Source organism: Nocardia sp. CS682, from assembly GCF_004634405.1.
Classification (GTDB): Bacteria; Actinomycetota; Actinomycetes; order Mycobacteriales; family Mycobacteriaceae; genus Nocardia; species Nocardia ninae.
The window spans coordinates 3,413,886-3,428,235 of sequence record NZ_CP029710.1; the positions used below are offsets into that span (position 1 = coordinate 3,413,886).

General features: G+C 63.9%; 13 protein-coding genes and 1 pseudogene. 7 read left to right on the top strand and 7 right to left on the bottom strand.

Annotated features, from left to right (window positions below):
* Window positions 1-2: 2 nt before the first annotated feature.
* Window positions 3-1,400, bottom strand: coding sequence for a radical SAM/SPASM domain-containing protein (locus DMB37_RS15395; RefSeq protein ID WP_240772400.1), 1,398 nt, complete (start codon window positions 1,398-1,400; stop codon window positions 3-5).
* On the bottom strand, window positions 1,397-2,422 hold the full coding sequence (locus DMB37_RS15400; protein WP_135233309.1) for a glutathione S-transferase family protein: 1,026 nt from the start codon (window positions 2,420-2,422) through the stop codon (window positions 1,397-1,399). Before DMB37_RS15400 ends, DMB37_RS15395 begins: the two co-directional genes overlap by 4 nt.
* Before the next feature lie 370 nt (window positions 2,423-2,792).
* On the opposite strand from DMB37_RS15400, the gene DMB37_RS15405 reads away from it, so the two are divergent.
* Both DMB37_RS15405 and DMB37_RS15410 read left to right on the top strand, forming a co-directional pair.
* Window positions 2,793-4,007: a hypothetical protein gene (locus DMB37_RS15405; protein ID WP_135233310.1), complete on the top strand. Its 1,215-nt coding sequence runs from the start codon at window positions 2,793-2,795 to the stop codon at window positions 4,005-4,007.
* Window positions 4,004-4,732 (top strand): glycosyltransferase family 25 protein, encoded by a 729-nt coding sequence (locus DMB37_RS15410; protein ID WP_135233311.1) that lies wholly within the window; start codon window positions 4,004-4,006, stop codon window positions 4,730-4,732. Before DMB37_RS15405 ends, DMB37_RS15410 begins: the two co-directional genes overlap by 4 nt.
* Window positions 4,733-4,744: 12 nt before the next feature.
* Here the strand turns inward: DMB37_RS15410 and DMB37_RS41350 are convergent, their stop codons facing one another.
* The 3 genes and pseudogenes from DMB37_RS41350 to DMB37_RS15420 form a co-directional block, all read right to left on the bottom strand.
* Window positions 4,745-5,158, bottom strand: coding sequence for a hypothetical protein (locus tag DMB37_RS41350; protein ID WP_240772536.1), 414 nt, complete (start codon window positions 5,156-5,158; stop codon window positions 4,745-4,747).
* Window positions 5,159-5,197: 39 nt separating this feature from the next.
* Window positions 5,198-5,404 (bottom strand): annotated as a pseudogene (locus DMB37_RS41940) (acetyl/acyl transferase); the annotation flags it as partial.
* Window positions 5,401-6,192 carry an alpha/beta hydrolase gene (locus tag DMB37_RS15420; RefSeq protein ID WP_135233313.1) on the bottom strand — a complete coding sequence of 264 codons (792 nt, stop codon included), beginning with the start codon at window positions 6,190-6,192 and terminating at the stop codon, window positions 5,401-5,403. The pseudogene DMB37_RS41940 and the gene DMB37_RS15420, both read right to left, overlap by 4 nt.
* 467 nt (window positions 6,193-6,659) lie before the next feature.
* Here DMB37_RS15420 and DMB37_RS15425 point away from each other — a divergent pair, with 467 nt between their 5' ends.
* The 5 genes from DMB37_RS15425 to DMB37_RS15445 are packed head-to-tail and all read left to right on the top strand — an operon-like array spanning window position 6,660 to window position 11,030.
* The gene (locus DMB37_RS15425) at window positions 6,660-7,028 is read left to right on the top strand and encodes a hypothetical protein (RefSeq protein WP_135233314.1); all 369 of its coding nucleotides are present in this window, start codon (window positions 6,660-6,662) and stop codon (window positions 7,026-7,028) included.
* Window positions 7,025-9,526: a tetratricopeptide repeat protein gene (locus tag DMB37_RS15430; protein WP_135233315.1), complete on the top strand. Its 2,502-nt coding sequence runs from the start codon at window positions 7,025-7,027 to the stop codon at window positions 9,524-9,526. Before DMB37_RS15425 ends, DMB37_RS15430 begins: the two co-directional genes overlap by 4 nt.
* A 46-nt stretch (window positions 9,527-9,572) precedes the next feature.
* Complete coding sequence (locus DMB37_RS15435) at window positions 9,573-9,764, top strand: hypothetical protein (protein ID WP_135233316.1); 192 nt, start codon at window positions 9,573-9,575, stop codon at window positions 9,762-9,764.
* A 37-nt stretch (window positions 9,765-9,801) separates the two neighbouring features.
* Window positions 9,802-10,653: a helix-turn-helix transcriptional regulator gene (locus DMB37_RS15440; protein ID WP_135233317.1), complete on the top strand. Its 852-nt coding sequence runs from the start codon at window positions 9,802-9,804 to the stop codon at window positions 10,651-10,653.
* A 14-nt stretch (window positions 10,654-10,667) separates the two neighbouring features.
* Complete coding sequence (locus tag DMB37_RS15445) at window positions 10,668-11,030, top strand: DUF397 domain-containing protein (RefSeq protein WP_135233318.1); 363 nt, start codon at window positions 10,668-10,670, stop codon at window positions 11,028-11,030.
* A gap of 97 nt (window positions 11,031-11,127) precedes the next feature.
* Here the strand turns inward: DMB37_RS15445 and DMB37_RS15450 are convergent, their stop codons facing one another.
* On the bottom strand, window positions 11,128-13,761 hold the full coding sequence (locus DMB37_RS15450) for a tetratricopeptide repeat protein (protein WP_135233319.1): 2,634 nt from the start codon (window positions 13,759-13,761) through the stop codon (window positions 11,128-11,130).
* A gap of 26 nt (window positions 13,762-13,787) precedes the next feature.
* On the bottom strand, window positions 13,788-14,171 hold the full coding sequence (locus tag DMB37_RS15455) for a hypothetical protein (protein WP_135233320.1): 384 nt from the start codon (window positions 14,169-14,171) through the stop codon (window positions 13,788-13,790).
* Between the last annotated feature and the right edge of the window lie 179 nt (window positions 14,172-14,350).

Below are 14,350 nucleotides of genomic sequence, written 5' to 3' on the forward strand. Positions count from 1 at the left end.
TCCTATCGGCCTTTCCCGGTCGTCGAGGCGGCACCCACACTCGGTAAGCCCAGCCCCGTGACCTGCTTAGAGGTGAAGAAACTCGGCAGATGACAGCCGCCGCGGCATGCCTCGGCGACCACGCAGCCCGCGCAGGTGTCGCGGGTCTTGACTGCGGCGTGGACTCGTTCCGTCAGATTCGGCCACAGCTCGGCGACTCGATGCTCAGCGAGACGTCCGAAGTAGACGTTGCTGTGCGGGCAGTTGCGGAGCCGACCGTCGTAACTGACGCTGCCCCAGACCATCCCGGATTCGCAGTGACCGACGATTTGAGAGGACCGCAACGCCAGGGTTGGATCATCGGCGTGCAACGGCATGTCCGTGTCGCTGGTGCACAGCTTCTGCGCACAAGGCCAGGCCACGCTCATACCAGCGCATTCGGCGGCGGTCAATTGGTCGATCTGACGCATCAACGGCAGGGTCACCGACACCGGCACCCCGTACTGGTCGTCGTTGCGTCCGGTGGGCACGTAGCGCATCACGCCGAACTCGCGCACGCCGATCCGGTGCACATCGCGGATGACATCCAGCGCGCCGGGGATGTTGTCCTTGACCAGGGTGAGTTCGGCGACGACGTTGATACCCGCGTCTTGCAGCAGCTGCATCGCTGTGATGGCTTTGTCGTAAGCACGGGGGTGGCCGGTGAGTTGGTTGTGTTGGTCGCGGTCACCGTGAATGGATACCAGAGCGCATCGCACGTTGGCTGCGGCGAGGCGGGCGGCGCGTTCGGCCGTGATGAAGTGGCCGTTGGTGAAGATGACCTGGTAGAGGCCGAGTCTGCCGCCGTGTTCGAAGATATCCATCGCGTCCGGGTGTAGCAGGGTCTCGCCACCGCTGTAGCGGATGACGAAGCATCCCTGTGCGGCGCACTCGTCCAGGATCGTCGTGGCCAGGTCGGTGGGTATGTGTTTCTCGGGCAGCTCGCGGACGGCGCGGCGGACATCGCGATCCGACATCGTGGGGTCGATCTTCCAGACGTTGTAGCAGAACCCGCAGTTCCAGTTGCAGACCGCGGTCAGCTCGATCTCCAGGCGCAGCGGGAAGCCCAACGGGGCGTCGAATCCCTTATCGATCTCGTGGAGTGATCCTCCGTGGCGGCTGGACGGAGGTGAGGCATTGGTGAGGTTGGCAACGAGGGCGTCGAGGTCCGCGCCGACGATCTCGGGGTTGACTCGGAAGTGGTCGCTGATGCTGTCAATCACAGTTTGCCGGTCTGCACCGGAAAAGATCTGCGACACCATCTGTTTGGCTACTGAGTTGCGGAGCCGATGGAAGGTTCCCGACCGAGGATGGAAGAGCAGGCCGAGGTCGTGGCGGTAGCGCAGTGTGGCGGGAAGGCTGTCGAACGCTGTGGTCATCATGCTGCCCTTCGCGCTTTTGCCGGGGTGAGTCGTTCCAGCAGGCTGTGTACGTCGGCGGTGGCTCGCTTCAGCGGCACCCGGTACTCGCCGGCGAGGGATGCCGCGATCGCGTCGAGGTCGTATCCGGCGTAGGCGAGGTCGATGATTCGTTCTGCGGTCATATTGCGGACGCTGACGCAGGTGTCGGTTTGCCAGTCGTGCAGCAGCTTCAGCTCGCGGTTGTAGCGGTAGTGGCGCAGGATCCACTGCGGGCTACCGAACTCGGCTGCTTCGATCGCGCGGTAGATGGCTGTGGCCTCGTCCAGATGGTCTCGGACAGAGGGGCGTTGCAGCAGCCGATGGGCGTACTCAGCGACCCGGCGATCGGTGATGCCTATTCCGAGGCCGGTGATCTGCTGGAAGCACGTCGAGAGCAGAACGTCGACGAGGCTGAAGTCGCCGACCACGAACGGGCCGCCGCTGCTGTCGAGGAGTGCGGCCACGGTGTCGCATACCCAGCGGGCTTGTTCGACCGCGCCCGCATCGAGCTCCGAGGGTGGTTGCGGGCGTATAGATTTCGCGTACGGCGCATCATCGATCAAAAGCGATAGATCGTGTGAGGCCCATGCACTCAGAGTCCGGATTCTGGCGCGTTGCGCCGCGGTTGACCCCGTCAGCGCGGCGCCAGAAGCTGAAGCGATGTCGTCGAGGTACTCGGCAATGGAGACCACGTCGGCAGCGATGGCGCGGGTGTCGGTGTCGACCAAGATCGGCACGCGCGGTAGCAGCTCCGCCACGGAACCTGCGAGCAGTCCCTCGGTGTCGAGTGCTTGCAGGTCGGTGAATGCGCATTGGCAGCCGATATGTGCTTCACGTTCTTCGATGACGTCACCGACCGTCAGGACGCCCTCGGGTGTTTCGGTAGTCGGCCAATCCAGTTCGATCCGCCGCTCTTCGAAGGAGATCTGCTTCTCCCGCAGGATGATTCGGCCACGCATGGACCAGCCGGAAAAGTGCAGGTCTCCGACGTACAGGATCAACATCAGATCTCCTCGAATAGTGCGGGCCGAGGCGAGACGGACGCGAGAACTTGCTGTTGCTCGCACCCGCCCGACCGGGGTTGATCAGTTGCACTGACGGCTGATGATTTCCTTGGTCTCTACCTCGGGTGCTTCGTACTCTTCGGCGTCTGCGGCGACGATCTGTTGGGCCATGACTTGTTCTCCCTTCGAACGCATTTCGGGTCGCTCGTACCATTCGAGTCTTGCCCGCCGAACACGGCCGAACCATCCCGTCTACCTGCCGTATTCGTGGACATCTCCGGTGCGGAGTGGACAGTTTCTGGACACCCCGGCGCACGCTGTCGGCAATATCCGATGTCGCTGGTGTGCCCGGTGGACATATCGTGGACAGATGGCACTCACCTCTGCTCCGTCGGTGGACCAAGTCAAGGAGTGCCTGATCAAGCTGCGCCAAGGCCAAGGCCTCGCGCGGCCCACCACGCTGCTGAGCGCGCTCGATGAGTCGGTGCGAACGTATCTGTGCCGGGGGCACGACTGTGAGCCCAATTCCGCCGCGCAGATCGCTGTGCTGGCTAAGACGATCGGGACCGCGATCGACCAGCTTGCCGACCATGAACGCCTCTATGTCCAAGTGGATTTCAACCTGATACCCGAACACCGCTTCGCCACTCTCACCGACCGGCAGGAATCACTGGCAAGCCACCAGAAGTGCGCCACCAAGACCGTCCGGCGCCATGCCGCTCGCGCCCTTGACACCCTCGCCTACCTTCTGATCGCCGACCCGGTCCAGCCTGCCGCAACCGCAATGCAGAATGTCGCGGCTCCGCAGCGCGCGCTTGCGCATGGTGATCTCATAGGGGCTGTGTGCGATTTCTGGAAGCTGGAGCCAGGCACACGAGTCGACATCGTCTGTTCGGAGATCCCCGACGGCGAGCGCCCCGACTATGCGTCACCTTCTGATCGCAACTACCTGCGGTACGCAAAGTTCGCCGACTTAGACACTCTTATCTTCGTGCGAACCCGCCTGGCGCAGCTGGCACCGACTGTGGTCGTGCGCGACTTCGCCCCCTCCGAGCACTACGACACCCACGCCGACGTACTGGTGGTGATCGGTGGACCACCATGGAACGCGACCTACCGGAAGTTTCTGCCGCAGTTACCGTTCCGGTTCGATCCGCACCCCTTGGGGCAGGACGATCCACTCGTCGTCCCCGAACTCGACGATCTCACCCTGGCGCCGCGCTGGACCGCGGATCATGAGCTGATCGAGGACCTCGCGGTGCTTACCCGCCTCACCGTGCAGGGCACGACGGTATTTCTCCTCGGCGGCTGCCTGACTCTCGGTGTCCTCGGTGCGGCCCGCTGTGTGCTCGATACGGGGCGAGGCGCCGCCAATGCCGGCTACCTCACCGACCGCATCGGTAGCGATGACTTCGTCCTGGTGACCGAAGCCCGACGCGTCGGAGGCATCACCGACGTCGCAGATCTCACCGCTGTCGAGCCCTTGCTGCTGCTGTCACGGCCAACCGGTGAGCGATTCGGAGTGGTCATCGATAACTCCAAACGCTATGTATGCCGCGATCATCCCGCAGCGTGCGCCGAGTGATCGATCCTGGCGATATCGCGACTTACGTCGTGAATCTGCCGCGGCGAGATGACCGTCGGGCGTGGATCCAACAGCGCCTACCCACCGGCCTACCGGTCACCTACACCTCGGACTGGGACATTATCTTCGACGGCCACGAGCTAACGCTCAACGGTCTGAGTGCTCGCGGATTCAGACTGTTCCACTGGCAGATCGACTCCGACAACCCGTGGTGGAACAGACCTCTCAAATATGGCGAAATCGGTTGCACCCTCGCGCATCTGGCATGCTGGACCCACGCTGCCGACCACACCGATACACCATATGTCCTGGTGTTCGAAGATGACGCGGTTCCTGGCCCGGACCTTCTCAGCAAACTACTGGCCGGAATTGACAACCTCCACCGGCACACGGTGGAGTTCGATCTGCTCTACCTCGGGCGGTTCCCCCTGGAACCCGATCAACCGACTCCGGTGCCAGGGCTGGTCCGCGCCGGGTACAGCCACTGCAGCTTCGCATATCTGCTGACCCGGTCAGCTGTCTTGACCGCACTGGCCGCTGGCCTCGTAGAAGCGATCATCCCGATCGATGAATTCTTGCCCGCGCTCTACCTCCCGCACCCACGCCCGGATCTTCGCGCCCGTTTCCCGGTCCAACTCACCGCACTTGCGTTCGACCCACCCCTGGCCACCCAACGCCCTAAGGACGAAGCCGGTAGCGATACCGAAGATTCCGACTTCGTCTAACCAGATCACGCCTCACGGAGCCGTCCGCGACTTCCACTGCCCGATCAACGCCTTCAATCGCTCCCCGGTCCATTGGCCGATCGGCGTGTGCGTGTTGATCCCCGTGACAACGTGTTCGGGCGCAACATCTTTGGTTACCACCGCACCGGCCGCGACGTAGCTGCACGGCCCGATCCGCACCCCTCCGACCACCCGGGCACCGAATCCGACGACCGAGTCCGCTTCGATAACCGGCGACAGCTCGTCGATCCCCCACCAGCCAAGGTCTGGGCGTGTGTACTCGTGCACAAGATCGCCCATCACCGTCGACCGATCGCCAATCGTCGTGGCGTCGCAGACGAATCCGGCCACACATGCATCCTCGCCCACCTGGACGCGGTCACAGAGATAGGCACCGTGTACCAGCCGCGTCCGCGCGCCGATCACACATCCATAGCCGATCCGCGATCGGTCCTCCACCACACAGTCCGCACCGACCGAAGTTCCCTCGTGGATTACGACCTGATTGAACAGCAGGCATCGGTCTCCGATCACGACGGGCTCGCCAACCGAGCAATGCCCCTGCTGCGCCTGCCGGATCCGAGCCTCCTTCGGATAACCCAGCACACAATGCTCGCCAACTACCGCCGACTCCGCCCAACGAACCGGCGCATACAGATCACCGACCTTCACACCTCCACCGCATACTGCTCGGACAACCAGCCGACCGTTACCCCGATCGCCTCATCTTCCCGTTCCCGCGAGTCGAACCCATGATCCGAACCGGCCACCGTATGCAACGTCGTATCCGGACGGGACCGCGCGAATTCCGCGGCAATGTCGTAGGACACCGACTCGTCGCGATCACCGTGCACCACCAGCGCTGCCACCTGACCGGAGAGGAGATCATCGACCGGCCTGTAGCGCTCGAACTCCGCAAACAGAACGCGACCCAGTCTGAACTCGCCATCGACCAGCAGAAAACCCTTGTATTGCAATGATTTCTGCTGATCGGGTCCGAAATTCTCCCTCCCCCATGCCAACTCCGGCACAAGGAATGTATGAGCCAAATCCAGCACTGGATTCCACAAAGCAAGACGGTGCAGACCACCCAGCCACGACAGCGATAACGCCACAGACACCGCCCCGAAACTCGCCGCCACGATCGACAATCGCTGCCCCGGGAACCGGTTCTCCACCGCAGCCACCGCGGCCTGTAGGTCCAGGCACTCCCCCGCGATCGTTATCCCCTCCTGGGTACCACCGCTCGCCCCATGGCCCCGGAACGAGAACCGCACGACATTGAATCCCGCGTCCACCAGCCGGTCAGCCAACCGAACAAACATCCCCCCGCCCTCGTCCATGTCCACTGTGATGCCATGCACCAGCAGCACAACACCTCTCGTCGATGCGACCGGAGCGCGGTGCACGACGGCATCCAAGTCGATCCCGTCTATCGAGGACAACTCAAGGTGTTGCACCGAAACGCTCCCATCCACTCGACTACAGGAACGCTCATCGTCTCCCGCTGACGCCCAGTCGCACAACAAGTCCCGCCGTGAACGATGGTGCTTGGGGATCCGACCCAGCACTCTGCCTGCGGTTGTCGGATTAGCTTCGCAGAACGTGCTGGCTGAGGTCAGCTTGCGAACCGAGGCACCGCCAGTCCTATGGCCAAAAACGATCGATCAATTCTCCGACGTTGGTCGGATTGATACTCGGGCCAACGCGGTTCACACGGGCACTTGTCCCAAAGCGAGTCCGCCCTCTCCGCATCCCTCATCATGATGCGTTCTAAACGACCGACCAGGATGTGGAAGCGGTTGTAGCGCTTTGGATGTAACGATTCGACCCCTCTGGGCGGCATTGCCGGTAACGGCTGGTTTCGGGGGTGTCGTGCTGGGAGGATCGGTCAGCTGAACGGTATTGATCGGCTGGAGGTCGGGGCGTGAGTTGGAGACAGACGTTGTCGCGGGCGGGCTGGCACACCGCAGCCGGCGCGGTGGTGACCATCGGATCGGGAGTCATAGTGAATCTCGCGACCAGCGGTGACTATTCGGGCTGGGTGTGGGTCGCGGTCCCAGTATTGACAGTCGCGGTGTTCGCGGTGTCGCTGTGGGCCCAGCACAGTCAAACCACACCGGTCCCGACACCGCCCGCTGATGTCGATCTGGGCACCCTCGATGCCGGGGCGAATCTGCGGTTGGGCAAAGTGCAGTCCGCGGGCGGGTTTCGTGTCGGGGGCGCTCGTTCGGGGCAGGACATGGAATTCGGGGATATCGAAACCGGCCGTAGCGGTGATGCCTCACACCCGTGAGCGTGCCGAAGCGCTTCCGCGCCTCGGCGCCGAGGACCTCGATTGGTAAGGTTGCAGCGGGCCGCGACAGCACCATCTATATCAACAACTCCACGACCACGATCACCCACATCGGTGCTGGCGGGATGCCGGCGGTCGAGACGGGATCCGGGCTGATGGTGGTGGGTCGGATCCCGCGTCGGGCATCGCATTTCGTCGACCGTGCCCAGGTGAAGGAGTTGCTGGCGACGGTGGCGCGGTGCGCGGTTGCAGTGGTGTGCGGGATGCCGGGCGCGGGGAAGACTCAGGTCGCTGCCGCGTATGCCCGGGAGATCATCGAGGTGGGTGGTCCGGGATTGGTGGCGTGGGTCAATGCCGAAACGCCCGAGACCCTCTACAGCGGTTTGGGCGAGGTCGCCCAACGAGTGGGGGTGGCCAATCCAGATGGTGATTCCGCCGTCTCCGCACGACGGCTGCGCGATCATCTGTCCGAGCGCCAAGGTCCCGGGCTGTTGGTGTTGGACAACGCCACCAATCCTGACCTGCTCGATCCGCTGCTGCCCACCGGTGGGGTGACGCGGGTGGTGGTGACCAGCACCGACCGGGCGTTTGCCCAGTTCGGTGAACTCGTCGACGCCGGTGCGGGGTTCAGCCGTGTCGAATCGGTGCGGTATCTGCAAGAGGCTACCGGCCTAGAGGATCCGCACGGGGCCGAGCAGGTCGCGGCCGATCTGGGGGATCTGCCGCTAGCGTTGTCGGCGACCGCGGCCACCATCAGCGGCCGGCGCCTCGACTACCCGCTATACCGGCGCCTGCTGGCCGAGCACTCACTGCCTGTGGTGTTGCCGCGGCGGCGGGGTAGCGATCACCCGCTGGCTGTGGATCAGGCATTGCTGCTGGCGGTGCACACCATCGAAACCGCTAGCGAGGAAACAGAACTGGGCGCAGTCGTGCGGTGGGTGCTGGGGGTGATGGCGATGCTGGCCCCCGACGGCGTCGACCGAGTCATGCTGCCCAACCGCGACGCTCGACTGGACGCAGCGCTGCAGCGATGTGTGGAAAGTTCGTTGGTGTCGTGGTCGGTCAGCGGCAACGTAGTGGTGATGCACCGGCTTGTGGCCAGAGTTCTACGTGAACGCGCCCACAATCTCGGCGAGCTCGCCGCCGACGCTGCCGCGGTGATCGAACCGCTGCTGTTCGACGGGTCCGAGGCCTTCGCGCGGCGTGAGGAAGGCTCGCGTCTGGTCGATCACATCGAAGCCCTCTGGCAAGCCATCAGCAACGCCGTGGACCTCGACCCCGCCGTTAGCGCGAGGGTGTTGAGCTTTCGGTCGTGGGCAACCCGCCAACTTATCGAAGCCGCCGACACCACACGATCCCTCGCCCAAGCCCGCAACACCCTCACCGACCTCGAACAGGTCCTCGGACCCGACCACCCCCGTACCCTGGCCTCGCGCAACAACCTCGCCTACGCCTACGAGTCAGCAGGACTCCTCGACGAGGCCATCCTGCTCTACGAGCAGAACGTCACCGACTGCGAACGGAGCCTGGGACCCGACCACCCCGACACCCTAAACTCCCGCAACAACCTCGCCAGCACCTACCAGTCGGCAGGACTCCTCGACAAAGCCATCCCGCTGCACGAGCAAAACGTCACCGACCGCGAACGGAGCCTGGGACCCGACCACCCCGACACCCTAAACTCCCGCAACAACCTCGCCCACACCTACCAGTCGGCAGGACTCCTCGACAAAGCCATCCCGCTGCACGAGCAAAACGTCACCGACCGCGAACGGAGCTTGGGACCCGACCACCCCGACACCCTGCTCTCGCATGTCAACCTCGCCAGCGCCTACGAATCAGCGGGGCGACTCGACGAAGCCATCCCGCTCTACGAGCGGTGCCTCACCGACTACGAACACGTCATGGGACTCGGCCACCCCGCAACCTTGACCTGGCGCAAGGCTCTCGCCAGCGCCTACGAGTCGGCGAGACGACTCGACGAAGCCATCCCGCTGCACAAGCAGAACGTCACCGTCTGTGAACAGGCCCTGGGGCCCGATCACCCCTTCACCTTGGCCTTACGCGACCACCTCGCCGACGCCTACGAAACGGCGGAGCGACTCGACGAAGCCATCCCGCTCTACGAGCAGAACGTCACCGACTGCAAACGGATCCTGGGAGCCGACCACCCCGACACCCTGACCTCACGCGGCCACCTCGCCAGCGCCTACGAATCGGCGGGGCGACTCGACGAAGCCATCCCGCTCTACAAGCAGTGCCTCACCGACCGCGAACGAATCCTGGGACCTCACCACAGCACCCTGGCCACGCGTAACAGCCTTGCCGGCGCCTACGAGTCGGCGGGGCGACTCGACGAAGCCATCCCGCTCTACGAGCAGAACGTCACCGACTGCAAACGAATCCTGGGACCCGACCACCCCGACACCCTGACCTCCCGCAACAACCTTGGCTGCGCCTACTGGCGGCGGAACAACCGTCCGGAGCCCGACGTCTGAAGTGGGGAACCTGAACCTGTCGACCTGCGCCCCTAACCTGCTCCACGTGGCAATCGAAGAAGACTCTCAGGTCCGCATAGGCGACGAACACGGCGTCGATGTGTTCCGCGTGGTCAAAGTCGGCGTCGACGGCACCTGCCGGGGACGGCCGAGCCGCGGTCAGGTCAGCGTTTCTCGTCCACGTCAGGCTGGCACGGTCGATGGCTCGCCGCACTTTAGGCTGATTGCAATGCGATAGTTCGGCGATGACATCGACGAACTGAAGGAAGGGACGGATGCGCGACGACATCCCGGACGTATCAGCTTTGCGATTCCTTGTCGGACGTGCTCTGAAGTCGGCCAGGTCCGAAGCACGACCACCCATTACGCAGGCGCAGGCTGCGGGTGCCATCGGCGTCACGTCAGGCAAGCTCAGCTATATGGAGAGCGGCGCGACCGCACAAAGCGCCGACCACGTAGCTGTGCTGATGCGGCTCTATAAGGCGCCTGCAGAGGACGTGGAGTGGGTGGTATCGCTAGCCGTCCGAGCCGATCACGGTGTGTTGTCCACGCGCAATGACGACGTGTGGCCGGACTGGTTTCGGTTGTTCGTCGGCCTGGAGCAATTGGCGGAGCGCTCCTTTGTGTACGCCAACAGCCTGTTGCCTGGGCAACTCCAAACCCTCGCGTACGCCACAGCCGTGCTCGACGGAAGCCTGCACATCCCCGCTCGCGACGTCGGCAGGGTCGCGCAGGCACGTATCGATCGACAACGCCTGACCGCAGACATGCCGCTAGAACTGACAGCCGTCATCGAGGAGTGCGTGCTCGACCGCCCAATCGGCGGCCCAGCCGTGATGGCCGAGCAACTGGAGCACGTGCTGGACTTGCTGACACTCCCGAACGTCGATGTGCGCGTCATCCCGACATCAGTGGGTTATCACGACGGCCTCGGCAACTCGTTCACCGAGCTCAACTTCGCCGAAGCGCGCGGAATCGCCTACGTCGAGTACCACACAGGTGCTGTCTACTTACAGGAACGCTCCGACATAAACTTGTACACACTGACCGCGAGCAGGCTCATGGATACGGCGCTCTCACCTGACGAGACAGTCGATGTTGTCCGAAGCCGCATCGCGAAGATCTAGAGCATGGAGCGGCAATGACACCCACGATCCGCCCGCGGTGGACGATCAGCAGCCACAGCGGCGGCAACGGCGGCGAGTGCGTTGAGGTTGACCTCGTTAGTGACCCTGTGAGGATCCGGGACACCAAGTTCCAGCGCAATCCACGCAACAAAGGCAAAGCACAGCCGCAGATAGCGGTACCAGCCAACCTCTGGCCCGAAGTCTGCAATCTGGCAGTCAGCATGGTATCCCGCCAGGTGAGCGACGCCCTGAGCGTCACGATTCACCCCGACGGCTCAGCTACCTTCAGCGGCCGCCAGGCGACCCTGTTCTACACCCCTGCCGAGATGGACGCCTTCGCCAAGGGCGTCGTGGACGGCGAGTTCGATCTTTCGTAGCCAGAGGCCGATGGCTCCGCTTCGATCGCACGTCCACGTTCCTCTAACGCGGGCCACAGTGGGGACCCCTCGGCGCGATGCTTTGTCTTGGGAGATATCAGAATTGGGATTCGAGTTCGGCGAGACACTCCGCCGCGGAATCGGCCTCTGGTACGCCTAGACGTCGGTAGAGCTCCACCGCAGCAGTCAAGCCGGCTATGGCGGCGGGGATATCGTTCAGATCAGCCCGGCAGTGCGCGGCGCCATCGAGAGCGCGCGCCTGTTGAAGGTGATGTCCAATCTCGCGGGCCAGCCCTAGAGCATCGGTGAAGGCTGTCAAAGCCTCGCCTGGTTTGCCGGTGGTCAGGAGTACTCGCCCGAGGCCGTTGAGTTCTTCGGCTTGACCCAGGCGGCCGCCGATACCGCGATAGAGGGTTAGGGCGTGCTCGTGTAGGGCCGCCGCCCGTTGATAATCCCCCGTTTTCTCATGCAGGTATCCGAGGTTACCGAGGGTGTCGGCCTGGTCGTGGCGGCTGCCGATCTCCCGGTTGAGGGCCAGTGCCCGCTCCAGTAGGTCGGCAGCCTGCACATAGTCTCCGGTTTCCCTGCGGACGTAGCCGAGCCCGGTGAGGGCCTGGGCCTGGCCGTGGCGGTCACCGACCTCCTGGTAGAGGGTCAGGGCTTGCTCGTACAGGGTCGCCGCCTGGCCGTAGTCTCCCGCTTCTCGGCGCACGAGGCCGAGGTCAATGAGGGCGATCGCTTCCCCACGGCGGTCCCTGATATCCCGGTAGAGGGTCAGGGCCTGCTCGTGCAGGGTCGCCGCCTGGCCGTAGTCTCCCGCTTCTCGGCGCACGAGGCCGAGGTCGGTGAGGGCGTTAGCCTCCCCGAGATGGTTACGCAGGTCGCGATAGAGGATCAGCGCCTGCTCGTGCAGGCTTGCGGCCCGCTCATGGTCTCCGGTTTCTCGGAGGACGAAGCCGAGGTCGGTGAGGGCGTTAGCCTGCCCGAGACCGTCACCGATCTCTTGGTAGAGGGTCAGGCCCTGCTCGTGCAGGGCGGCAGCCTGCAGGTAGTCGCCGATGCGTCGGCGTACGACCCCTAGGTGGGTGAGGGCGTTAGCCTGTCCGAGACGGTCACCGATCTCTTGATAGATGGTCAGGCCCTGCTGTAGCAGGTCTGCGGACTGCTCGTAGTCCCCGATAAGGCGCCATACGAGGCCGAGGTCTGTGAGGCCGGTCGCTTCCCCGCGACGGTCGCCGATACGTTGGGCGGCCTCGGCCGCGCGTTGGTGCAGCCGACCAGCGAGTGACCACGGCCCGTCCCTGTCGAGCAACCCCGCCATCGAGCCGGTCAACGCGATCATCCGCGCGAGATCCCAGTCGACGGTGTACTCCAGGATGGCCAGCAGGTTGGCCCGCTCGACGCGCATCCACGCCAATGCCTGCATCTGGTCACCGAACTCCTGCCCCACAACCCCACCCGCGGCGGCCGACGCGGCGGTATCGCCGTCCGAGGTGGGACGAGTGCGACGTGCCACCCGCCGATCTGCGTGGGCGGCAGCCCGCAGGTAGTAGTCCAGCAGCCGATCCACGGCTCGGCTATTGTCGTCGGCTGGATCGTCGCCGACGAGGGCGCGGGCATAGTCGCGCAGCAGATCGTGCAATCGGTACCGGCCCCGCGCCGGTTCGTCGAGATGGTGATCGGTATGGAGCGCGCCCAACTCCCGCTTGGCGGTCGCAAGATCCACCCCGACCAGCGCCACAACGACGTAGGCATCGACGTCTGGGCCAGGGTGCAGCCCCAAGCGACGGAACAGCAGTTGCCGCTCGGGAGACAAGTTTTGATAGGACAGGTCGAACGCGGCACGCACGATGCGGTCGTTCGCATCGAGTTCGGTCAGCCGGTCCGTAGCCTCCTCCAACTCCTGGGCCAACTCGGTGACCTCGGCGACCGTCCAGTCCGGGTGGTGAGCCATGCGCCCGGCCACCAACATGATCGCCAACGGCAGGCACCCACACAACTGAGCGATACGCGCGGCTACATCACGTTCGCTTCTGTCTTCGGGGCTGCGGCGGGCGACGGTGAGGAACAGTTCTGCGGCCAAGTCGGGTTTGAGCACATTCAGCTCTAGCGGTTGCATGTCCGGCAATAACAGCAGGCGGTGGCGGCTGGTGATCAGGGTCAGGCAGCCGGGTCCACTCGGCAGCAACGGCTCGATTTGGTCTCGGTTCGCTGCATCATCGAGAATTACGAGCACCTTCCTGTTGGCCAGCCTGTGACGCCACAAGTCACGGCGACCGGTCAGGGTATCTGGGATGCTACGTGGATCCAAGCCCAGTTCGATCAACAAACTAGCCAACACATCTGACGGGTCCGCAGCCTGTCGTCCGGGGGTATACGCGTCGAGCTCAACGAAGAACTGTCCATCCGGGAACCTCGCCGCTAACTCATAGGCAGCGCGGACCGCGAGTGCGGTCTTACCAACGCCGGCCATGCCGTCGATTGCGTGAATAGATACCGCTCGCTGACGGTCGGCTGCATTGAGAATCTGCTGCAGCTCCCGATCACGTCCGACGAGAGCGCGCGTGGCGATGGGCAGGCTGGAGGTAATTGGCTCTGGGAGTGTTGGTTGCGCCTCGTAGCGGATCGACATGTCGACCAATCCGAGGTTGTCGCGCATGTTGGCTTGGCGGGCATCGTCATTGGCGATGTGCATCGCAGGCGTGTACCCATCGCTCCGCTCGCCGGACATTTGGATGCTCCCGCAGATCAGTGAGATTAGAGGTTGATAGTGCCGAGGTTATCGCGACCAATGTTGGCTTGTTTAGCGGTGTCGGAAGCGTTGGCGATGATCGCGGCGACGCTCTGGTCCTGCCGTGCAGCGGTCACCAACCGCTGCAGCTCGGTTGCGAAACCGGGGTCGTTTCGGGCAGCCCCATCGATCACCGCGGCGGCGGCTACCTGGTTCTCCGGCGTCGGGCTCCGCTCTAACTCCGCCAAAGCACTGGGAGATTCGGAGCCATCGCCGAATTTGCGGGAGATGAGTTCACGTAGGCGTGTGACAGCGCCCCAGCTGCTGCTGGCGGCGTGGTTGGCCAGTTCCTCGCCGTATTTGGATGCCATGAGTGCTGCCGCCGCGATTCCCAGCGAGATCGGATCCACGATATTTCCGCCTTGAAATGGCTCAACGTGAGACCATCGCCAAGCTTAAGCCCCCTCGGCCTTCGCCGCAGCCGATTCTGCCTGGCACCACCACCGCTGCTTCTATCCTGCCCAGAACTCCGGTTCGGCAGGCCGATGCAGCGTGCAGTCGGCGCGCGAACAGCACCTGGAAATCGACC